This window comes from Variovorax sp. GW821-FHT09B01 (assembly GCF_059418345.1).
On sequence record NZ_JBWKPQ010000003.1, the window covers coordinates 1 to 21,445 of the forward strand.

Below are 21,445 nucleotides of genomic sequence, written 5' to 3' on the forward strand. Positions count from 1 at the left end.
GACTCCCGCGGAGGCGCTTAACGACTACCTAAAATCCGCCGCGTAATCCGTGTTGCGACGACCGGTTGAATCCACCCTGTGCGCCGCAGATGGGCCAGCCGCCCCGTCCGGTACGCCTGCTCGGGCTTCATGCGCCCGTCGGCCTGCGAGCCGCTGCGCTGCGGATCACATTCGACCAATGCGACAAAGCCGTCATCGGCCAGCTTCTGGTGCTCGGGACACAGCCCCCAGCCCGTCTTCGTGTGATGCTCCATGCTCGCGCGCAGGCGGCGGTCCAACAGGATGCTGCCCGTCTCGAAGGCCGCGCCGCAGACCAGGCAAATGTGCTGTTCGATGGAAACGTGTGATTTGTCGCTCATGATGAACTCCGGTTACTCGGGCGGAATTGCCCGGAACCGTCGCCAGCACGGCGCAGCGCAAGCGGTCAAAGATCGAAGACGGCCACCAGGCCGCAAGCGTGCAAGCACGCGCAGTCATTGACGGCGAGAACGCCGTGATACGGTGAAGGGAACAGCAAGACCGCCCACACCCCGCCCCCTACACATGCCTGCCTTTGGCAAGCGAAGCGCGCAGGCCCGAGAGGGCCGGAGGCGTCAGGGATCAAAGCCGAATGGCCGCGACTCGGAACGAGGCGCGGGGCGCAGCCCGCGAGCCCGACGGCGGCACGCCGAGACGCCATCAACGGTTTGCCGTGCCCCAGCCATCACTCAGCTACACCAAAAATTTAGAGATAAATATTTCAATATCTGTAGCGTATGATTCATTGGATGTGGTCCATCCTGATCGTCACGCTCCCCACCCAGCCCAACGCCGTGCGCCTGCGCATCTGGCGCGCCCTCAAGGCGCTGGGCTGCGCCGCCCTGCGCGATGGCGCCTACCTGCTGCCCGATAAACACGCGGCGGCGCTGGAGTCCCTGGCCACCGAGGTCCGGGAGCACGGCGGCACGGCCTCTGTCCTGATCCTGTCGCCGCGCGACGAGGCGCAACGCGCCGAGGTGCTGGCCCAGTTCGACCGGACCGAGGCCTACGCGCAATGGCGCGACACTGCCACAGCGCTCCAGGCCGAACTCGAGAAGCTGGGCGAAACCGAGACACGGCGCCGCCTGCGCGGCGTGGCGGATGCCCTGCAGACGCTGCGACGCATCGACTACTACCCCGGCCCCGCCGCGCAGCAGGCCGACTCGGACCTCCTGGCGCTGCGGCGCGCTTTCGACAACCATTTCTCCAAGGGCGAGCCACAGCCGCGCGCCGACGATGGCATCGAGCGGCTCGACCCCGCCAAGTTCAAAGGCAAGGCCTGGGCGACCCGGGCAAGGCCCTGGGTGGACCGGCTGGCCTGCGCCTGGCTGGTCCGGCGCTTCATCGATCCCAAGGCCAAGTTCACCTGGCTGAGCGATGCCAGGAAGGCGCCGCGCGGCGTCATCGGCTTCGACTACGACGGCGCCCGCTTCACCCACGTCGGCGCACGCGTGACCTTCGAGGTGATGGCCGCGAGCTTCGGCCTGGACGCTGATCCGAAGCTGCAGCGCATCGCCGGGGCCGTGCATTACCTCGACGTCGGCGGCATTCCCGTGGCCGAAGCGGCTGGGCTGGAAGCCGTGCTCGACGGCCTGCGCGAAGTGCATGCCGACGACGATCGACTGGTCCTCGCCGCATCCGCGGTCTTCGATGCGCTCTACGCGGCGCCGGGAGCCTCTTCATGAGTGCCGTTCTCCAACGCCCGCAGCAGCAAGATGCAGCGCCCGCGCCCGTGAGTTTTCGGGAGGCCTTCTGGTTCTGGCTCAAGCTCGGCTTCATCAGCTTCGGCGGGCCGGCCGGGCAGATCGCGATCATGCACACCGAACTGGTGGAGCAGCGGCGCTGGATCAGCGAGAAGCGCTTCCTGCATGCGCTGAACTACTGCATGCTGCTGCCCGGCCCGGAGGCGCAGCAGCTCGCCACCTACATCGGCTGGCTGATGCACCGCACCTGGGGCGGCATCGTGGCCGGCGCACTGTTCGTGCTGCCCTCGCTGTTCATCCTGATCGCGCTGTCGTGGATCTACCTGCGCTTTGGCGACGTGCCGGTGGTGGCGGGCATCTTCTACGGCATCAAGCCGGCCGTCACGGCGCTGGTGCTGCATGCCGCGCACCGCATCGGCAGCCGGGCGCTCAAGAACGGCTGGATGTGGGGCATCGCGGCGCTGGCCTTCGTTGCGATCTTCGCTTTCGGCACACCCTTCCCGGCAATCGTCCTGGCCGCCGCGTTGATCGGCTACTTCGGTGCCCGTTGGGCGCCGGGCGTGTTCGCACTCGGCGGCGGCCATGGCGGTGCCCAGCAAGGCTATGGCCCGGCCCTGATCGACGACGACACGCCGACGCCGGCGCACGCGCGCTTCTCGCGCAGCCACCTGGCCAAGGTTCTCGCCGCCGGGTTGGGGCTGTGGGCGCTCGCGATGGGTACGCTCGTCGCGGTACAGGGGCTGCAGGGCACGCTGACCCAGATGGGCTGGTTCTTCACCAAGGCCGCACTGATGACCTTCGGCGGCGCCTACGCGGTGCTGCCCTACGTGTACCAGGGCGCGGTGGAGCATCACCAGTGGCTCTCGGGCGCGCAGATGATCGACGGTCTGGCCTTGGGCGAGACCACCCCGGGGCCGCTGATCATGGTGGTGGCCTTCGTCGGCTTCGTCGGCGGCTGGCTCAAGCAGGTGCTTGGCCCCGATGCGCTGTTTCTCGGCGGCGCACTGGCCGCTGCCGTGGTGACCTTCTTCACCTTCCTGCCGTCCTTCGTCTTCATCCTGGCGGGCGGCCCGGCCATCGAGGCCACGCACGGCAAACTCGGCTTCACCGCACCGCTGTCGGCGATCACGGCGGCCGTCGTGGGCGTGATCCTCAACCTGGCGTTGTTCTTCGCGTACCACGTGTTGTGGCCTCAGGGCTTCAGCGGCGCATTCGACTGGCTTTCGGCCCTGATCGCACTGGGCGCCGCGGTGGCCCTGTTCCGTTTCAAGCTGGGCGTGATGCCACTGCTGGGTGCGTGCGCAGTGATCGGCCTCGCGGCCACCTTGGCGCGTCCGCTGGTAGCTTGAGCCCTATGTGGCGGCCAAACGGGCGCTTGAGCGTGCACCGAGACATGCTTTCGCATTTCGATCCAGCCCGTTCAAGGTCATTCTGAGCAAATGTCAGTGCTCGTGTCGATGGTGCGCATCCGGCACATGCGGGTGCACATGCACCATCGGCTCGTGTACGTGGGCATGGCTGTGCGTGCCTACAGGCATGGGATCGTGCGCGTGGTCATGGTGGCCGTCGCCGTGGCTGTGTGCGTGCTCGTGTTCCAGCCGCTCATGTGCATGCTCGTGTCCGTGCGACTCCGCCAGGTGCAGCACTACCCCCAGCACCATCAGCAGGCCCCCCACCGCCATGATCCACGTGCCGCTGCGGTCTCCCAGGGCCATGGCGATCGCGGCGCCGATGAAGGGTGCAAACGCAAACACCGACCCCGTGCGCGCCGCGCCGAAGGCCCGCTGGGCCAGCAGGTAAAAGCGCAGGCTCAGGCCGTAGCCCGTGGCACCCACGGCCATCAGGCCCAGGGCCGCGCCCAGCGTCGGCAACGGATCCCCCGCCAAAACGGCCAGTAGGGCCGTGGCCGAAGTCCCCAGGACGGCCTTGCCCAGCACCACCTGGCCGGGATCACGCTCGGCCAGCGCGCGCGACAAGGTGTTGTCCGTGCCCCAGGCCATCGTGGCGACGAGCACGGCGAGCAACCCCCAAAGCTGGCTGCCGCCCTCGCGCCCCTGATCGAGCACCAGGGCCAGGCCTCCGGCCAGCAGCAGGAGCATGGCGGCCCAGACACGCCGGTCCATGGTCTCGCCATACAGCAGCCGTGCCAGCAACGCGGTGAACAGGGCTTCGAGGGTCAGCATCAGCGAAGCGCCTGTGCCGCTGGTGTGCTGCAAACCCCAGGCCAGCGCGACCGGCCCCAGGACCGCCCCAAAGGCGGCCATGGCCAGCAGGCGCGGAAAGTCGCCGCGCACCAGCCGCGCTTCCTTGTCCACCCGCTGACGCGAGAGCAGGCCAACGATGGCTGCGCCTGCGTAAAGCAGCGCCGCCGTCGAGAACGCACCCACGCCCGCGCCGATGCGCTGCACCAGCGGCGTACTGATGCCAAACAGGGCTGCGGCCAGCAAGGCCAACAGGCCGCCCCGCAGGGCGGGCCAAGGCATGGAAGCGTGTTTCATGGTGCGCCAGCGTACCCTTGGTGCGTTACTTGACCGTAAAGCGAACGGTCACGGTCTTCTTGTCGGCGGTCTGCAACGCAGCCACAGCCTTGGCACCCTTGCCCAGCTTCACGCCCTTGGCCTCCAGCTTGTTGCCACCGGCGGGTTTGAGGTCGGCCTCGGACTTGTCCGCACCATTGAGCACGGTCAGCTTGCCACTCACGCCGGCGGTGTCGTAGTCCTTGCCGTGGTCGATGACATACAGCGTCGCGCCATCGGCGGCGGCCACCAGCTCGAACGACAGGTCGCTGGCGGTTCGCACGATGCCGCCATGCTGTGGCTTGGCATCGCCATGCGCGAAGACAGTGGGAGCAGCCAGCAGAGAAGCCGCGCACAAGGCAGAAGCCGCCAGCAGGCGCAGGGAGGCAGGTTTGAAGTTCATCGGATCATCCTTTCAGGGTGCAGCGCGCTTGCAAAAAAGGCGGCGCCGCAAAGCCTTGTCGAAACAGCATTCAGGCGGGGTGTGCGTCACCCCGCATCAGTACGCCTCCTGCGGCACTGGCACCTGGCCTGCGGCCTCCGGCTCCGCCTGCAGCAGCCGCTCGGTGGGCTTGCGACCCAGCAGCCAATACAGCACGGGCGTGAGCAACGTATCCAGCACGGTCGAGCTGACCAGCCCACCGAAGATCACCACCGCCACCGGGTGCAGGATTTCCTTGCCGGGCGCATCGGCGGCCAGCAGCAGCGGCGTCAGCGCAAAGGCGGCCACCAAGGCCGTCATCAGCACCGGCGTCAGCCGCTCCAGCGAGCCGCGCACGATCATCGGCATGCCAAAGGTCTCCCCCTCGAACTTGCACAGATTGATGTAGTGGCTGATCTTCAGGATGCCGTTGCGCGTGGCGATGCCCGCCAGGGTGATGAAGCCCACCATCGAGGCCACAGACAGGCTCACGCCCGCGATCCACATCGCCACCACGCTGCCGATCAGCGCCAACGGGATGTTGGCCATCACGATGCCGGCCAGCACCGCCGAGCGGTAGCGCGCGTACAGCACCAGGAAGATCATCGCCAGCGAGACCAGCGACAACGCGCCGATCAACTGCGCCGCCTGCTCCTGGGCCTGGAACTGGCCCTCCAGGCTGATGAAGTAGCCCGGCGGCAACGGTGTCTCGCCGATGGCCTGGCGGATCTGCGCGACGATGGCGCTCATGTCGCGGCCATCGGTGTTGGCATAGACCACGATGCGCCGGCGTCCGTTCTCGCGGCCGATCTGGTTGGGGCCGTCTTCTTCCGCCACCGTGGCGAAGGCAGAGACCGGCAGACGCCCGGCTGGCGTGTCGATCAGCGTGGCGGCCAGGTCCTGCGGGCTGCGCCGCTGGTCGGGCAGCCGCAGCACCAGGTCGTAGCGGCGCGGGCCGTCCACGATCTCGGCGCTGTGCGCACCGTCGGTCAGCGCTTTCAGCAGCCGCACCGCCTCGCCAGGCGCCAGGCCCGTCTGCGCCAGCTTGCGCGGGTCGATGCGCACGGTGATCTGCGGGATCAGCACCTGCTTTTCTACCGTGAGGTCCACCAGGCCCGGAATGCCGGCCAGGCGGCCGCGCAACTGCTCGGCCAGCCCCCGCAGCGCATCCGTGTCATCGCCGAAGACCTTGAGCGCGATCTGCGCCCGCACGCCCGAGAGCATATGATCCAGGCGGTGCGAGATCGGCTGGCCGATGGTGGCCTGCGCGGGCAGCAGGGCCAGGCGTTCGCGGATGTGGGCCATGATGGCCTCGCGGCTGCGCGCCGAGGGCTTGAGGTCCACGTCGATCTCGGCCGCATGCACGCCCTCGGCATGCTCGTCCAGCTCGGCGCGGCCGGTGCGCCGGCCCACCTGCCGCACTTCGGGCACCTCGGCGATCAGCCGCTCGGCCTCGGCGCCGATGCGGTTGGCCTGTTCCAGCGAGGTGCCCGGAGAGAGCACGAGCCCGAGAACCAGCGAACCCTCGTTGAACGCGGGCAGGAAAGCGCGCGGGAAGAACGGCACGCTGGCCCCAGCCAGCAGCACCGCCACGGCAGCGCAAGCCACCAGCGCCCTCGCCCGTGGGAAAGACCAAGCCAGCACCCTCGTATCCAGTCGCTTGAGCCACGCGACCAGCGGGCTGTCGCCGTGGTCGATGCGTTTCATGCGCGGCAGCAGGTAGTAGGCCAGTACCGGCGTCACCGTCATCGACACCAGCATGGAGGCCAGGATGGAGACGATGTAGGCCACGCCCAGCGGCGCGAACAAGCGCCCCTCGATGCCCGGCAGCGCGAACAGCGGCACAAACACCAGCACCACGACCAGCGTGGCGTAAACGATGCCCGAGCGCACCTCCACGCTGGCGCGGCGCACCACCTCCAGCACCGACAGCGGATCGTCCGCCGCGCGGTTTTGCTTGAGGCGGCGCAGGATGTTCTCCACGTCCACCACGGCGTCGTCCACCAGTTCGCCGATGGCGATGGCCAGCCCGCCCAGCGTCATCACGTTGATCGACAGGCCAAAGGCGCGGAAGGCCAGCGCCGCCACCGCCAGCGACAGCGGGATGGCCAGCAGCGAGATCAGCGTGGTGCGCGCCGACAGCAGGAAAGCGAACAGGATGACCGCGACCATCACAGCGCCGTCGCGCAGCGCCTCGCCCACGTTGCCCACCGAGGCCCGGATGAAGTCGGCTTGGCGGAATAGCACCTGCGGCTGGGCCAGGCCTTTGGGCAGGCCGGGCACCAGCTCCTGCAGCGCCGCCTCCACGGCAGCGGTGAGCTTCACGGTGTCGGCGCCGGGCTGCTTCTGCACGCTGGCGATCACGGCGGGGCCGCCGTTGTAGCCGCCATCGCCGCGCTTGAGGCCCGGCGCGAAGCCGACCTGCGCCACCTGCTCCAGCAGCACGGGGCGGCCGTCCTTCCAGGCGACGGCCACGCCGGCCAGGTCACCGCCCAGCGCATCACGGTCGGCCGTGCGGCCGACGTGGCGGATCAGGTACTCGCGCCCGTTCAGGTCGATGAAGCCGCCACCCGCATTGGAGGCATAACCCTTCATGGCCTGCTCCACCTGGTTGAGCGAGACGCCGAACTGCGCCATGCGCGCCGTGTCCGGTGCGACGCGCAGCGTGCGCACGTCACCGCCGATCGGAATCACCTGCGACACACCGGGAATGGACAGCAGGCGCGGGCGCAGCACGAAGTCCGCGTACTCGCGCGCCTGCATGGGCGAAGCGCCGTCCTGGGCCTGCGCGGTGATCGGCAGCGCGATCAGCATGATCTCGCCCATGATCGAGGACACGGGTCCCATCGACGGCTCGATGCCGGCGGGCAACTGCGCGCGCGCCAGCGCCAGGCGCTCGGCGACGAGCTGACGGTTGCGGTAGATGTCGGTGCCCCAGTCGAACTCGGCATAGACGATGGACAGGCCCACGCCGGACATCGAGCGCACGCGGGTGACGCCCGGCATGCCGTTGAGCGCGGTCTCCAGCGGGAAGGTGACGAGCTGCTCCACCTCCTGCGGCGCCATGCCGCCGGCCTCCGTCAGCACGGTGACCAGGGGCTTGTCCAGGTTGGGGAACACGTCCACGGGGGTGCGCCAAGCGCTGACGGCGCCCCACACCAGCAGAAAAGCCGCGACGGCGAGCACGAACAGGCGATTGCGCAGGCTGCTGCGCACGATCCAGTTGAACATGGCGTGCTCCTCAGCGGATCTGCGCCAGCAGCGCGGTGCCTTCGACCACGACGCGGTTGTCCGCGCCCAGCCCTTGCACCACGACCACCGTGGCCGCGTCCAGCGTGCGCACGCGCACCGGCTGCGGGATGTAGCGCTCCGCGCCCGACTTGATCCACACCACCTGCTCGTTGGCGGCATTGCGCACCACGGCCTGAGCGGGCAGCGTGAAGCCTTCGATGCGCTCGGCAAGCTGGGCAATCAGCGTCACGGGCTGGCCCACCGCGAGCGGCAGGGCTTGCCCTGCGCCAGCGGCTTGCAGGCGGAAGTTGACCGGCATCACGCCGTCGCGCAGCGCGCCACCCGCACCCACCAGTTGCAGGCGTGCGCCGGGCGCCTCGCGCAGCGAAGCGCCGGCCATGCGGGCCGGCAGCGCCGCGTCCGCGGTCGAGGCCTCGACCATCAGCCGGGAGGGATCGACAATCTCGAACAACAGTTCGCGGTCATCGGCCACCTGGCCGGCCACCGCCTGCGCACGGGCGATCACGCCCGAGACCGGGGCCACCAGTGCTTCGCGTGCGCCCAGGCTGGCGCCAATGCTTTTTTCTCGTGCGGACAGGCTTTGCAACTCGGCTTTCGCGGCCTCGATGTCCTTGCGCGGCACCGTGCCTTCCAGCGACTGCAGGCGTTCAACGCGCTGGGCGGCAAGCTGGCGGCTGCTGCGCAGTTCGGCCAGTTGCGCTTCCTGGTTGGCCTGGGCATAGGGTTCGGCATGGTGGCGAACATAGGCCAGCACCTCGCCTTTTCGCACTGCCTGTCCGGCGACGGGCAGGCCATGTGGGCCGGCCTCGACGCGGCCGCCATGCACCGCCTGCACGCGACCACCGGCATTCGGGTCCATCACCACGCGGCCCGCCAGCTCCACCGTGGCCTGTGCCTGCGAAGCGGCCACGATCTGCGTACGGATGCCCATGCGCCGCTGCGCGAGCATCGGCACGTTGACGCTGCCGTCGGGCAGGCGCATCAGCCCGTTGACATTCACAGCCTGCGGCGCATCGAGGTGTTCGCCGTTGGGGCCATGCGCGCCAGGGGCCGACCAGGCATTCCCAGCCGCCAGCATGTGGATGGCCGTCACAAGAATCGACACAGAAATCAGACGGGTGTTCATTGGGCGCCTCCTTGGGCTTTGCGGGAACGGCGGGTCCTCCAGGCGCTGGCCGCTGCCAACAACAGCATCACGAGCACGACCCAAACCACGTTGGAGATGCCGTGCCCGTCGCTGTGTCCAGCGCCATCGTGTGCATGTCCGTGGTCATCGCCACTGGCCGTGGTTGCCGGGCCTGTTTGCAGCGTCCCTTCCAGCAGGTCCGACTCCTCGCCGGCCAGGATCGTGACCACCAGCGGATGCGGCCCCGGGGCCTTCAGCGCCTTGAGGAAAGCCGGGTCATCGACGGCGTAGTCGCCCATGTCCTCGTGGAACTTGGCGGTCGCCTTCGCCGTGCCGGATTCAACCTCGACCTGGGCTTTGAGCACCGGCTCGTTGGTCTCGAAGCGGTTGATGAGCATCGACAGCTCATCGCCCCGGAGGTGGGCGACCAGCTCGAAACTCTCGGAGCGGGCCTCCATGCGCGGCGCGGTGCTGGCGCTGCCTGCCGCCGCCGTGGGAGTGTCCAGGTGTTCGCCATTGGGGCCATGGGCGCCGGGCGCAGCCCAGGTACCCGCGCTGGAAAGAATCAGCAGGAAGGCCACCGCGGCGCCGGACAGCCATTGCTGCCAGCCACCGGACCACGAGCCACGTCGGGAAAGGGATAGGGAATTCATGGAAGGAGTCCGAGGGTTTGTTGCAGTTGGGCCTGGCTCAGGCCCAGCGCCGCTTGTTGGCGGGCCAGGGCGGCATCCGCCTGTGCGGCGGCATTGGCTGCGCGCAGCAGCTCGGGCAGCGGTGTTTCTCCAGCCTGGAACGATTTGTCGATGAGCTGGGTGCGCTCGCGCAGCAGCGCGGCGCGGTCGCGGGCGTCTTCGAGTTGGCGGGCAGCGTTGCGCATGGCCGAGCGGGCCAGGCCGAGGTCGGCTTCCTGGCGCTCGCGCAGTCGCAGTTCGGTGGTTTCAGCGACATCCAGTTCGCCCAGGGCAGCGGCTTGCAGCGGCGCATTGCGGCCATCGGTGCCAAAGGGGATGCGCACGCCAATGCCGATGCTGCGCTGAGTCGTCTGGCCGGTGCCCGGCGATTCTTCACGGTAGCGCAGCAGCAGCTCGGGCGGATCACGCCGGGATGTGTTGACCACGCCCACCCGCTTGCGCGCCCGTTCCACGGCCTGCGCGGCCAGTCGCAGTTCGGGGTGCACGTCACTGGTCGCAACGTCGAGTCCCGCCGATGGCGTGGATGGAGGTGCCATCTCCGGCATGGCCTCCAGGCCGGTCAGATTGCGCCACTGCGCCTGCGCACCCTGGCGCTTCTGGCGCACCTCGCCCGCCAGGGATTGGGCATCCAGCAGCTCGGCCCGCGCCGCCAGGGCATCGGCGCGCGCCAGGTCGCCGGCGCGGACACGGCGCTGCACGTCGTCGGACAGGCGCTGCAGGTATTGCACCTGGGCTTCGGCCGCATCGGCTTCGGCCTGGGCCGCCGACCAGCGCCAGGCCGCCTCGCGCACCAGGCCCGCCACCCGCAGGCGCGCGGCCTGGGTTTGCGCATCGGCAAGCTGGAGTTCGGCGCCAGCCGCAGCGGAACGTGCGTCGCGCTGACCAGGCAACCACAGCGGCAATGCGACGCCGATCTCGTTCTCGCGCCGCCCGACGTTGGTTTGCCAGCGGTCATTGCGGTGGTTGAGTTCGAGCGCCGGTGGCGCGGCCCAGAGGCTGGAGGCGGCGGTCTGCTCGGCCTGGGCGCGCCGGCCCTGGGCCTGAACTTCGCGTGCCTGCACGGCGCGCTGCCATGCGGCCTCCACGGCTTCGGCCAGGGTGACTCGGAGGTTGTCAGCCGGAGGGGCTGGGAGAGTTGGCGAAGGGGTTTGCGCGGCGGCGGGCAAGGCGCCCCCCACAGCCGCACAGCCTGCGATGGCGCAGGCCACGAACCAAGGAACGGGTTTCACGAAAGTCCTGACTCATTCGATGGCGATCCACAGGCACGCGATGCCTGCCCACATGGACATGCGCGGGCGGGCAAAGAGATGAGGGAATCGCCGGCTTGAAAACAGCCCGGCCGCGCGGGGAGCGCAGCGGGGGGAGGAGTTTTCAGAAGGTCAGGACAGCCGGGGGGGTCTTCGCAGGCCGTCGAGCACAGGCGGCGGCAGTGGCCATTCGTCCATCATGGGCGGACGCGCGGAACCGGTGGGAATGAGCGAGAAGGATGTGACAGCCCATAGGAAGGGGCTGCTCACGCCGCCATCGGCAACGACATGCTGCCGGGACTCGTCGGAGTCGTCCTGGACGACCGAGCCATCGTCATGGTGGTGGTGCGCCTCGCTCAGCGAGTGCATCGCCATATGCGCCACTTCGTGAACATCCGCGAATGCCGCAGCTTGCCCTCCTATGGCAAGAGACTGCCACAGCATGGAGAGCAACATCAGGGCAAGGGCGAACTTGCGGCGCATCATGCGATTCTAGTTTGCCAATGAATGCCAGAATGATTGAGGGGGAGGTGCATCGTCATGTGGTGGCCCGCTGCACCTCGACCGTGACATGCGACAGCTCGTGGATATGCGCCAGCAGCGCCTTGTAGTGCACGGGCTCCTTCGGTTCCCTGGCCATCAACGAAACGATGGCCGCGAAATGTCCCGGCCCCACCTGCCAGACATGCAGATCGGTGACATGGCTTCCGGTGGGCTCCATCGCCTCCCGAATCTCCTGCCGCACTTCCTGCCCCTCGGCGGCGGCGTCCAGCAGCACGCTGCCGGAGTCCTGGATCAGCCCCCATGACCAGCGGGCAATCACCAGCGCGCCAATCACGCCCATGAGCGGATCGGCCCAGAGCCAGCCATAGCTGCGGCCCAGCAGCAGCGCGACGATGGCCAGGATGGAGGTCAGGGCATCGGCCAGCACATGCACATAGGCCGCACGCAGGTTGTTGTCCCGTCCCTTGCCCGGCGCATGGTGATCGTCGTCGTGATCGTGGTGATGCCCATGCCCATGCCCATGCCCATGCGCATGACCGTGATGGGCATGGTGCGCGTGGTCATCCTTCAGCAGCCAGGCGCAGACCAGGTTGATGAGCAGCCCCACGACGGCCACGGCGATCGCCTGGTTGAAGTCGATCTGGATTGGCTGGGTCAGGCGCACCAGGCTTTCCCAGCCAATCAGCAAGGCGATCAGGGCCAGCACCACCGCGCTGGCAAATCCCGCCAAGTCTCCGAGCTTGCCCGTGCCGAAGGTGAAACGCGGATTGCCGGCATGCCGGCGCGCGAAACGGTAGGCCAGCGCGGTGATCAGCATCGCACCCGCATGGGTGGACATGTGCCAGCCGTCCGCCACCAACGCCATCGAGCCATAGACGGTGCCCGCAACGATTTCTACCAGCATCATGCTGGCCGTGAGCGCAATCACCAGCCATACCTTGCTCTCGTTGCGCTGGTGGTTAGCGCCGAGGAAGAAATGGTCGTGTGCGGGCGTGGTGGGGGCGTGGAGATTCATGGCTGAATTTCTGCAATGAGAGGCGCGGGCAACAAGGTCATTTCATGTAGGCCCGAATGACTTCGATCATTTCCTCGCCGCCCTGGTGGCGTTCCTTGTCGGTCGATGGCGCGATGACGTGCTCGCGCAGATGGTCTTCCATCACCTCCGCAGTCAGGCCGTTGACCGCGCCACGCACGGACGCGATCTGGCGCAGCACCTCGACACAGGCTGCATCTGCTTCCAGGGCGCGCTCGATGCCTTCAAGCTGACCCTTGATGCGGCGCACGCGCGCGATCAGCTTGGCTTTTTCTCGGGAAGTGTGGGACATGGCGAGGTCAGTCAATATAGCCTAGGGGGCTATATTACATTGACCATGCTCACCGCTGAGACGGGGTTTGGTCAAAACATGACCAGGCGGATGGGCTTCAAGGCAATTAGCGTCTGGCGGCACTGCGTGCCGGCACGCCCTGAGGCTCATTCAGTCATCACTGTTTTCTGACTCCGCTTGGCAGGAACAGATCGAATTTCCGAGACACTGTCTGGGAAATTGCCAACGCCGGGGATGTGGTTGCCAGCCCCGAAGACCTGGAAGGAAATTCGCCAGACAGTGTCTGGCGAATGGACTCAAGGGGCGTGAGCAATTGTCGTATCAGCGATACGACAATCTCCAACTCCATCCTGCGCCAGCAGCGCATCAAATGCCTGCACCACCTCCCGGCTGACAGCGCCTCCCGCGCACAGCGCAACCAGTTCACCCCGCAGGGATTCAATGATCGGGCTGCTCTCCATTCCACCGAGAGCTTGCGCTACCTGCTGCAGCACGCTTGGCAGTTCGGCGTGATCGCTGTCCGCTTCGATGCCTTGGATGACCTCCAGCGCCAGAGCCGGATCGCTGCGGTACAGCTCGGCCATTGCTTCACCATGGGGCCTGCTTCTTCTCATCTGCGCTCCATTGGCCCGGCTTGACTGCATCGCCGCACAGGCTCCACTCAATGTTGGGGAAGTTGGCCAACTCAAAAAATGAATCTCAGCCCGCCACCAGAATCCCCGGCGCATGCGCCCGCCGTGCAGGCTGCACCACGATCTTGACCTGCTGATCCAGCGACACCAGCGCCTGCATCAGCCGCTCCAGCGAGATGTTCTGGAGCTTGTAGCGGCGCACCTGCGACACCTTGGGCTGGGTCATGCCCGTGATCGCCGCCGCCTCGGTCTGGCTCAGACCGCGCTGGTCGATCAAGGTATTGAGCTTGAGCGCAAGCGCGGCCTTGGCCGTCAGTTCCTCGGCATCGTCAAAGCCTAGATCCATCAGCACGTTGTCGGTGCCTTGGGGATGCTCATTGCGAATCATCACTTTCTCCCGCTCGCCCCGTGACGGGCGAGCACTGCTTTCAGCCGCTTCTCGATCAACTCCACGTCCGGCTGCGGCGTGGCGATGCCGGACTTGGACTTCTTCTGGAACGCATGCAGCACATGCACCGCATCGCCCACCTTCACGGTGTAAACCGCCCGGAAGGTATCGCCCCGGTGGTCTTCCACAAGTTCGTACACGCCAGAGCCCAGCCCCTTCCAAGGCTTGGCCGAATCCGGCGTACTGCCCAACTGGACGATGAACAGCGCCACGCCCATGTCCTTCTGCACGTCGATGGGAAAGTCCTTGAAGTCCTTTTTCGAGGAGCCTTCCCAGTACAGCAGCTTTCGTTTCTGCTCCATGATTATATCCGTTCAGGTATAGATCGCAAGAGCCCGAATTGTCGTTTCAGCGGTACAACAATTCGGGCTAGCTGTTCAGGCGGTCGCTGCCTCGGCCGGCGCGCTGCGTCGAGTTCCTGCGATGGCCTGGCGCCGGTTTGCCACCAGCTCGGCCGCTGCGCGCACCGGCGCATCCTCGGTGTGGACGTAGCGCATGAACATGGCCACGGTCTTGTGCGCCGTCAGCGCCATTCCCACCTTGACCGGGATGCCCGAGTTAGCAATGTCGGTGGCCGAGCGGTGCCGAACGCCGTGCGTACCCACATGGGTCACGCCAGCGCGCTTGAGGATGCGCGTCCAGCCACCGTAATACTCGCCCGTGGTCATATGCTGTCCCGGATGGTTGGGGGACGGGAACACATGCGGGCAGCCATCCTGGCGCGGTGCGGTGGACAGCAGCCGGCAGGCTTCATCGCTCAAGGGCTTGGACATGCCGCCAGTCTTGCTGTCGGGCCAGACCACACGCCTGTTCTCCAAGTCCACCCAATCCCACTGCAGCGTGACGATCTCCGAGCGGCGGGCCGCAAACTCGAATTGCAGCCGGATCGCCAGCGGAAGAACCGCATGGTCTAGGCCCAGCCCGTCGGTTTCCAGAAAATCGAGATGCCGGAACAGCTTGCCCATTTCCTCATCGCTGATGAGGTGCGTGGCCTTGCCATCGGGGTAGGTCGGGACATGGCGGCACGGATTGGTGCCGTCAGGCCGGTAGCCCCACACCTCGGCCAAGTTGAACATCTTGCGCATCACGCTGAATGTGCGGTTCGCCTCGGCCGGCTTGTGCGCCATCTTCTTCATCGTTCCGGCCACATCCGGGCGCTTCACGTCCTGCACCTTCATGCGACCCAGCATCGGGATGATGTTGCGGTCGATGACGCCTTGGTAGCCGTCCTGCGTGCTGGGCTTGTTGCGCTGCTTGGAGTGATCCTCCATGAACTTCTCGCACAACTCCTTGACCGTGGGGGCCTTGCGCGCCGCTGCCTTGTCGGCGGCCGGGTCGCTGCCCCGGCGCACCTGCGCCAGCCACTCCTGCGCCAGCGAGCGGGCTTGCTCGACGGTCAGTTCCCCGAACAGGCCCAGGGCGGGCTTGCGCCGCTCACCGGCGTTCGTGCGGTACTGGAGCATGAACACCTTGCGGCCGGCTGGTGTAATCTTGCACAGGAAGCCGGGCACCAGCGTGTCCCGGAGTTCGACGGCCTGAGCCTGGGGTTGCGCCGCCTCAACAGCGGTCTTGGTGAGCTTGGTTTTCGCCATGATGACTCCTCGGAAAGACCCGTTTCCCAGGAGCCTCATAGGGGCCAGCAGAGGGGAAGCCGGGTCAGGTTTCGGAAAGCACCGGCATATGTTGAACTCGCCTAAGTTATTGATAAACCTGCTGTATCGGGCTTCGGCGTAGTCCAGCGAAGTTCGGTGCTGGAGTCATGGTGAAATGAAAAAACCGCCCGAAGGCGGTTTTTCACTTTGCTGCAGCGCACCCCGATCAAACGGCGGACCGGTGCGAACCGGTCCGGGCTTGCCTGACAGGTGTCAGGCGGCGGCCTTTTCAGGCGCGAGGGCCAGGGCCTTGACCTTGGCCGACAGGCGGCTCTTGTCGCGAGCAGCCTTGTTCTTGTGGAAGATGCCCTTGTCGGCGACCGTGTCGACGATGCTCTGGGCCTTGGCGAACAGCTCGGTCGCCTTGGTCTTGTCGCCGGCCAGAACAGCCTTTTCGACGTTCTTGACGGCGGTGCGGTACTTCGAGCGCAGCGAGGTGTTCGCTGCGTTCAGCTTGGTGTCCTGGCGGACGCGCTTGCGGCCCGACGCCAGGCGCGGGTTCTTCTTCTTGGGCTTGGTAGATGCCATGGTAGTGTTCTCTCAGTGTCTGAGGATGATGCAGCAAAGCCCTCCATTATAGGCCGGGTGCGGAAATCTGGCCAGAACCGCCATTTCACGGGCTTTGCGGGGCCTACACTCCCCCCGTGTCGCTGCTCAAATCCGCCTCCACCGTCTCCCTGCTGACCCTCGCCTCGCGCATCACCGGCCTCGTGCGCGACGTGCTGTTCGCCTCGGTGTTCGGCGTCAGCGCGCTGACCGACGCCTTCAACGTCGCCTTCCGCATTCCGAACCTGTTCCGTCGGGTTTTCGGCGAGGGGGCGTTCAGCCAGGCCTTCGTGCCGGTGCTGGCGGCCACCCGCACCGAGCGCGGCGATGCTGGCGCCAAGGAACTGGTCGACCATGTCGCCACGCTGTTGACCTGGATGCTGGTGCTGGTGTGCGTGGCCGGCGTGGTCGGCGCGCCGTGGCTGGTCTGGGCCATGGCCAGCGGCCTCGCGGGCTTCGATGCCGCGGTGGTCATGACGCGCTGGATGTTCCCCTACATCGGCTTCATGTCGCTGGTGGCGCTGGCCGGCGGCATTCTCAATACGTGGCGCAAGTTCGCGGTGCCGGCGGCCTCGCCGGTGCTGCTCAACATCGCGCTGATCCTGTCGATCCTGTTCGGCGCCCCGCTGTTCCGGCGCTGGGGCATCGAGCCGATCTATGCCCAGTGCGTGGGCGTGATGGTGGGCGGGGTGCTGCAGCTGGCGCTGCAACTGCCCGCGCTGCGCAAGCTCGGGCTGCTGCCGCGCATCGGCGCGAGCTTCAAGGCGCTGCGCACCGCCTGGGCCGACCCCGACACGCGCAAGATCGCGCGCCTCATGCTGCCCGCGCTGCTCGGCGTGAGCGTGGCGCAGATCTCGCTGCTGATCAACACGCAGATCGCCTCGCACCTTGCCACCGGCAGCGTGACCTGGGTCACCAATGCCGACCGGCTGATGGAGTTCCCGACCGCCATGCTCGGCGTGGCGCTGGGCGTGGTGCTGATGCCGCAGCTGGCCGGCGCGCGCGCGGCCAAGGACGACGCGCGCTATTCGTCGCTGCTCGACTGGGGCCTGCGCCTGGTGCTGCTGCTCGCGGCGCCGTGCGCGGTGGCGCTCCTGTTGTTCTCGCAGCCGCTGGTGGCGGTGCTGTTCCACAACGGCGCCTATGGCGGCGAGGACGTGCGCCGCACCACCGTCGCGCTGATGGGCTACGGCGTCGGCCTGGTCGGCATCGTGGCCATCAAGGTGCTCGCTCCCGGCTACTACGCCAAGCACGACACGCGCACGCCGATGCTGATCGCGGTCGGCGTGCTGATCCTGACCCAGGTGCTCAACCTGTTCCTGGTGCCGGTGCTGCAGCACGCGGCGCTGACCCTGACCATCGGCATCGGCGCACTGGTCAACGCGAGCTGGCTGCTGGCGGGACTGATCCGCCGCGGCAGCTACAAGCCCGAGCCCGGCTGGGGCCGCTTCGCGCTGCAGGTGCTCGCGGGCTCGCTGGTGCTGGCCGCGCTGCTGGCCTGGGCCTCGGGGCATTTCGACTGGATCGGCCTGCGCGAGCAGCGCTTCTGGCGCATCGGCCTGCTGGCGATGCTGGTGACCGGCGCCGCGCTGCTCTATTTCGCGGTGCTGGCCGCCGCCGGCGTGCGGCTGCGCAGCTTCATGCGCCGCTGAGCCCCTGACGATCGGCAGTACGAGCCGCCTTGGCAATCCGCATGTCCCCCGCCTTGACGCTGCCGGCCCCGCTCCTCTACAAAGCCACATGACGACGTTCAGCTTCCAGGTCCCCACCGCACTCGAGTATTTCGAGTCGCTCGTGCAGAGCGACGACCAGTTCCCGCTGCTCGAAGCCGCCGCCAGCATCGCGCAGGACGAATACCCCGACCTCGACGTCCAGCAGGTGCTCGGCGACGTCGACCAGCTGCTGGCCCGCCTCAAGCGCCGCCTGCCGTCCGACGCCGCGCCGCTCGCACGGCTGCGCGCGCTCAACCAGTTCTTCTTCAACGACCTGAACTTCGGCGGCAACGTCAACGACTACTACGACCCCGACAACAGCTACCTCAACGCGGTGCTGCGCACGCGCCGCGGCATCCCGATCTCGCTCGCGGTGCTGTGGATGGAGCTGGCGCAGGGGCTGGGGCTGCAGGCGCGCGGCATCGGTTTCCCGGGGCACTTCATGCTCAAGGTGACGCTGCCCAAGGGGCAGGTGGTGATCGATCCCTTCACCGGCAAGTCGCTCTCGCGCGAGGAACTCAGCGAGCGGCTCGAGCCCTACAAGCGCGGCAACGGCCTGGTCGGCGAATTCGACGTGCCGCTGGGCCTGTACCTGCAGCCCGCGAGCTCGCGCGAGATCATCGGCCGCATGCTGCGCAACCTCAAGGAAGTGCACCGCGCGCAGGAGGATTGGCAGCGGCTGATCGCCGTGCTCGACCGCATCATCGCGCTGCTGCCCGAGGCCTGGGGCGAGTACCGCGACCGCGGCATCGCCCATGCCGAGCAGGGCAGCACGGCCGCCGCGGTGCGCGACCTCGAGGCCTACCTGGCCCACGCCGAGGACGCACTCGACATCGACGCCATCGCGGAGCGCGTGGCCGCGCTGCGGCGCGCGGCCAGCTGATGGCCACCCGGGCGGGCCCCACCGGCGCGCCCGCCCTCGGCGCCGTGCACGGCTTCCATGGCATGGAGCCGGTGCTGCCGGTGGCCGACGTCGGCCGCGCCGCGCGCTGGTTCTGCGAGGTGCTGGGCTTCGAGCTCGACTTCATCGCGGGCGAGCCGCCGAGCTACGGCCGCGTCAGGCAGTTGCCGGCCGGCGCCGGCCAGCCGATCTACCTGCGCCTGTGGCAGACCGGCGCGCGCGAGCCCCGTCCCTGGCGCGGCGAGTTCGTGATCCAGGTCGGCCACGACATCGACGGCCTGCATGCGGCCTACCTCAAGCGCGGCGTCACGGTCATCGAGGCGCCGGTGTCGCAGCCCTGGGGCACGCGCGAGTTCGCGATCCGCGAGCCCGACGGGCATGTGCTGCGCTTCTGCGGCCGCCCGTAGCGGCCGGCTCGCCGGAATTGAAACGATTTTTTACAACTGGGCCGGCCGATTCCTGTCGATCCGGCCGGCCGTCGCTCGACGTGTCAACAGGAGCAGGCAGATTCGAGACTTCGACGCCGTTCCCGATTTCCACTTCCAACCCCCTCTAGGAGCAACGACATGCGATTCATGATTCTGGTCAAGGCCAATGCGGATTCCGAAGCCGGCGTGATGCCCAGCACCGAGATCCTCACCGCGATGGGCAAGTACAACGAGGAACTGGTGAAGGCCGGCGTGCTGCTGGCCGGCGAGGGCCTGCATCCCAGCTCGAAGGGCGTGCGCGTGCGCTGCGAGGGCCCGACCAAGCGCACCGTCATCGACGGTCCCTTCGCCGAAACCAAGGAGCTGCTGGCCGGCTTCTGGCTGTTCCAGGTGAAGTCGAAGGAAGAGGCCATCGAGTGGATCAAGCGCAGCCCGTTCCAGGAGGGCGAGATCGAGATCCGCCAGGTCTTCGAGGCTGCCGACTTCGGCGATTCGATGACGCCCGAGCTGCTCGCGCAGGAAGATCGCCTGCGCGCCGAGACCGAGGCCCGCACCCAGGGCGGCCGCTGAGCGCCGCGCGCAAACCGCCAGGAGAACCGCCATGCGATTCATGCTGCTGATGATCCCCCACGGCTACGAGAACGCCGCGCCCGGCACCATCCCCGACGACGTCGACGCGGTGTCGGCCATGATGGCCTACAACGCATCGATGCAGGAGGCCGGCATCCTGATCAGTTGCGACGGCCTGCATCCACCCTCGATGGGCGCGCGCGTGAGCTTCCCGGGCCGCAAGCCCACGGTGGTCGACGGTCCCTTCGCCGAGGCCAAGGAGGTGCTCGGCGGCTTCTGGATCATCGACGTGCCCTCGCGCGCCGCCGCCATCGAATGGGCCACGCGCTGCCCCGGCGGCGAGAACGAGGTCATCGAGGTGCGCCAGATCCAGGAGGTCGAGGACTATCCGGCCGAGGTGCAGGCGCTGACCGCCGAGGCCTTTCCCTCGATGCAGACCCTCAAGAAGCCCGCCGACTGAGCCGGTGAGCCAGAACCCGGGCACCGCCGCGATCCATCGCACCGTCGAGGCGGTGTGGCGCATGGAGTCGGCCAAGATCATCGCCACCGTCGCGCGCATGGTGCGCGACGTGGGCCTGGCCGAGGAGCTGGCCCAGGACGCGCTGGTCTCGGCGCTCGAGCAGTGGAGCGAATCGGGCGTGCCCGACAACCCCGCGGCCTGGCTCACCGCCGTGGCCAAGCGCCGCGCGCTCGACCGCCTGCGCCACCTGCAGCTGGCCGAGCACAAGGCCGGCGAGATCGGCCGCGAGCTCGATGCGCGGCACGAGATCGCGCAGGCCGATTTCGCCGAGGCGGTCGACACCGCGCTCGACGACGACATCGGCGACGACCTGCTGCGGCTGGTCTTCACCGCCTGCCACCCGGTGCTGTCGACCGAGGCGCGCGTGGCGCTCACGCTGCGCCTGCTCGGCGGCCTCGCCACCGACGAGATCGCGCGCGCCTTCCTGGTCACCGAGCCCACCGTCGCGCAGCGCATCGTGCGCGCCAAGCGCACCCTGGCCGAGGCGCGCGTGCCCTTCGAGGTGCCGCGCCGCGCCGAGTTCGAGCCGCGGCTGGCCTCGGTGCTCGAGGTGCTCTACCTGATCTTCAACGAGGGCTATGCGGCCACCGCGGGCGACGACTGGATGCGTCCCGCGCTGTGCGAGGAGGCGTTGCGCCTGGGCCGCATCGTGGCCGAGCTGATGCCCACGGCGTCGGAGGTGCACGGGCTGGTCGCGCTGATGGAGATCCAGGCCTCGCGCACCGCCGCGCGCGTCGGGCCCTCGGGCGAGCCGGTGCTGCTGCTCGAACAGAACCGCGCGCGCTGGGACCACGTGCTGATCCGCCGCGGCCTGGCCGCGCTGGCGCGTGCCGAGGCGCTCGGCGGCGCGCTCGGCCCCTATGCGCTGCAGGCCGCCATCGCCGCCTGCCATGCGCGGGCACGCACGGCCGAGCAGACCGACTGGGGCCGCATCGCCGCGCTCTACGACGCGCTGGCCCAGCTCGCGCCTTCGCCGATCGTCGAGCTCAACCGCGCGGTCGCGCTGTCGATGGCCTTCGGCCCGGCCGCGGGGCTCGAGGTGGCCGATGCGCTGCTGGCCGAGCCCGCGCTGCAGGGCTACCACCTGCTGCCGACGGTGCGCGGCGACCTGCTGTTCAAGCTGGGCCGGCTCGACGAGGCGCGGCGCGAGTTCGAGCGCGCGGCCGGCCTGACGCGCAACGGCCGCGAGAAGGCGCTGCTGGCGGCGCGGGCGCGCGCCTGCCTGGGCTGAC

The 21,445-nt window shown here is 67.9% G+C and carries 23 protein-coding genes; 8 read left to right on the forward strand and 15 right to left on the reverse strand.

The features are described 5' to 3' along the window. Positions 1-17 precede the first annotated feature (17 nt). A complete protein-coding gene (locus AC07RV_RS11405; protein WP_296781558.1) occupies positions 18-359 on the reverse strand; it encodes an ATPase in 342 nt (113 codons plus the stop codon). A gap of 408 nt (positions 360-767) precedes the next feature. Between AC07RV_RS11405 and AC07RV_RS11410 the strand changes: the two genes are divergently transcribed. Beyond that, positions 768-1,703 (forward strand): chromate resistance protein ChrB domain-containing protein, encoded by a 936-nt coding sequence (locus AC07RV_RS11410; RefSeq protein WP_043371969.1) that lies wholly within the window; start codon positions 768-770, stop codon positions 1,701-1,703. Further along, on the forward strand, positions 1,700-3,070 hold the full coding sequence (chrA, locus tag AC07RV_RS11415) for a chromate efflux transporter (protein WP_043371967.1): 1,371 nt from the start codon (positions 1,700-1,702) through the stop codon (positions 3,068-3,070). Before AC07RV_RS11410 ends, chrA begins: the two co-directional genes overlap by 4 nt. A gap of 93 nt (positions 3,071-3,163) precedes the next feature. Here chrA and AC07RV_RS11420 read toward each other — a convergent pair whose 3' ends face one another. From AC07RV_RS11420 to rpsT, 14 genes are all read right to left on the reverse strand, one after another. Further along, a complete protein-coding gene (locus AC07RV_RS11420) occupies positions 3,164-4,219 on the reverse strand; it encodes a DMT family transporter (protein ID WP_154163137.1) in 1,056 nt (351 codons plus the stop codon). Between the two features lie 25 nt (positions 4,220-4,244). Then, complete coding sequence (locus AC07RV_RS11425; protein ID WP_179954928.1) at positions 4,245-4,640, reverse strand: hypothetical protein; 396 nt, start codon at positions 4,638-4,640, stop codon at positions 4,245-4,247. Between the two features lie 96 nt (positions 4,641-4,736). After that, positions 4,737-7,889 carry an efflux RND transporter permease subunit gene (locus tag AC07RV_RS11430; RefSeq protein ID WP_296781559.1) on the reverse strand — a complete coding sequence of 1,051 codons (3,153 nt, stop codon included), beginning with the start codon at positions 7,887-7,889 and terminating at the stop codon, positions 4,737-4,739. 10 nt (positions 7,890-7,899) lie between these two features. After that, positions 7,900-9,036: an efflux RND transporter periplasmic adaptor subunit gene (locus tag AC07RV_RS11435; RefSeq protein WP_043371960.1), complete on the reverse strand. Its 1,137-nt coding sequence runs from the start codon at positions 9,034-9,036 to the stop codon at positions 7,900-7,902. Further along, entirely contained in the window at positions 9,033-9,689 is a 657-nt protein-coding gene (locus AC07RV_RS11440) for a hypothetical protein (RefSeq protein ID WP_296781560.1), read from the reverse strand. Before AC07RV_RS11440 ends, AC07RV_RS11435 begins: the two co-directional genes overlap by 4 nt. After that, on the reverse strand, positions 9,686-10,813 hold the full coding sequence (locus AC07RV_RS11445; RefSeq protein ID WP_296781561.1) for a TolC family protein: 1,128 nt from the start codon (positions 10,811-10,813) through the stop codon (positions 9,686-9,688). Before AC07RV_RS11445 ends, AC07RV_RS11440 begins: the two co-directional genes overlap by 4 nt. Before the next feature lie 294 nt (positions 10,814-11,107). After that, positions 11,108-11,458: a hypothetical protein gene (locus AC07RV_RS11450; protein ID WP_296781562.1), complete on the reverse strand. Its 351-nt coding sequence runs from the start codon at positions 11,456-11,458 to the stop codon at positions 11,108-11,110. A gap of 55 nt (positions 11,459-11,513) precedes the next feature. Then, complete coding sequence (gene dmeF / locus AC07RV_RS11455; RefSeq protein ID WP_043371956.1) at positions 11,514-12,494, reverse strand: CDF family Co(II)/Ni(II) efflux transporter DmeF; 981 nt, start codon at positions 12,492-12,494, stop codon at positions 11,514-11,516. 37 nt (positions 12,495-12,531) lie between these two features. Further along, positions 12,532-12,804: a metal/formaldehyde-sensitive transcriptional repressor gene (locus AC07RV_RS11460; protein ID WP_043371954.1), complete on the reverse strand. Its 273-nt coding sequence runs from the start codon at positions 12,802-12,804 to the stop codon at positions 12,532-12,534. 296 nt (positions 12,805-13,100) lie between these two features. Then, positions 13,101-13,388, reverse strand: a complete 288-nt coding sequence (locus AC07RV_RS11465) for a hypothetical protein (RefSeq protein WP_310936192.1) — start codon at positions 13,386-13,388, stop codon at positions 13,101-13,103. 115 nt (positions 13,389-13,503) lie between these two features. Beyond that, positions 13,504-13,824 carry a helix-turn-helix domain-containing protein gene (locus tag AC07RV_RS11470; RefSeq protein ID WP_043371951.1) on the reverse strand — a complete coding sequence of 107 codons (321 nt, stop codon included), beginning with the start codon at positions 13,822-13,824 and terminating at the stop codon, positions 13,504-13,506. After that, positions 13,824-14,186, reverse strand: coding sequence for a type II toxin-antitoxin system RelE/ParE family toxin (locus tag AC07RV_RS11475; RefSeq protein WP_043371950.1), 363 nt, complete (start codon positions 14,184-14,186; stop codon positions 13,824-13,826). Before AC07RV_RS11475 ends, AC07RV_RS11470 begins: the two co-directional genes overlap by 1 nt. A gap of 75 nt (positions 14,187-14,261) precedes the next feature. Continuing rightward, positions 14,262-15,476 (reverse strand): tyrosine-type recombinase/integrase, encoded by a 1,215-nt coding sequence (locus AC07RV_RS11480; protein ID WP_043371948.1) that lies wholly within the window; start codon positions 15,474-15,476, stop codon positions 14,262-14,264. 273 nt (positions 15,477-15,749) lie between these two features. Continuing rightward, positions 15,750-16,064: a 30S ribosomal protein S20 gene (rpsT, locus tag AC07RV_RS11485; RefSeq protein ID WP_057590666.1), complete on the reverse strand. Its 315-nt coding sequence runs from the start codon at positions 16,062-16,064 to the stop codon at positions 15,750-15,752. A gap of 116 nt (positions 16,065-16,180) precedes the next feature. Here rpsT and murJ point away from each other — a divergent pair, with 116 nt between their 5' ends. The 6 genes from murJ (at position 16,181) to AC07RV_RS11515 (ending at position 21,444) form a co-directional block, all read left to right on the forward strand. Further along, a complete protein-coding gene (murJ, locus tag AC07RV_RS11490; protein WP_093348857.1) occupies positions 16,181-17,734 on the forward strand; it encodes a murein biosynthesis integral membrane protein MurJ in 1,554 nt (517 codons plus the stop codon). Between the two features lie 88 nt (positions 17,735-17,822). Beyond that, positions 17,823-18,677 (forward strand): SirB1 family protein, encoded by an 855-nt coding sequence (locus tag AC07RV_RS11495; protein ID WP_057590664.1) that lies wholly within the window; start codon positions 17,823-17,825, stop codon positions 18,675-18,677. After that, on the forward strand, positions 18,677-19,102 hold the full coding sequence (locus AC07RV_RS11500) for a bleomycin resistance protein (RefSeq protein WP_057590663.1): 426 nt from the start codon (positions 18,677-18,679) through the stop codon (positions 19,100-19,102). The genes AC07RV_RS11495 and AC07RV_RS11500 overlap by 1 nt, the downstream gene beginning before the upstream one ends. A gap of 159 nt (positions 19,103-19,261) precedes the next feature. Continuing rightward, positions 19,262-19,693, forward strand: a complete 432-nt coding sequence (locus AC07RV_RS11505) for a YciI family protein (RefSeq protein ID WP_093348860.1) — start codon at positions 19,262-19,264, stop codon at positions 19,691-19,693. Between the two features lie 31 nt (positions 19,694-19,724). Beyond that, the gene (locus AC07RV_RS11510; RefSeq protein ID WP_296781563.1) at positions 19,725-20,153 is read left to right on the forward strand and encodes a YciI family protein; all 429 of its coding nucleotides are present in this window, start codon (positions 19,725-19,727) and stop codon (positions 20,151-20,153) included. 61 nt (positions 20,154-20,214) lie between these two features. Further along, positions 20,215-21,444, forward strand: a complete 1,230-nt coding sequence (locus AC07RV_RS11515) for an RNA polymerase sigma factor (RefSeq protein ID WP_296781683.1) — start codon at positions 20,215-20,217, stop codon at positions 21,442-21,444. The last annotated feature ends 1 nt before the right edge of the window (position 21,445 follow it).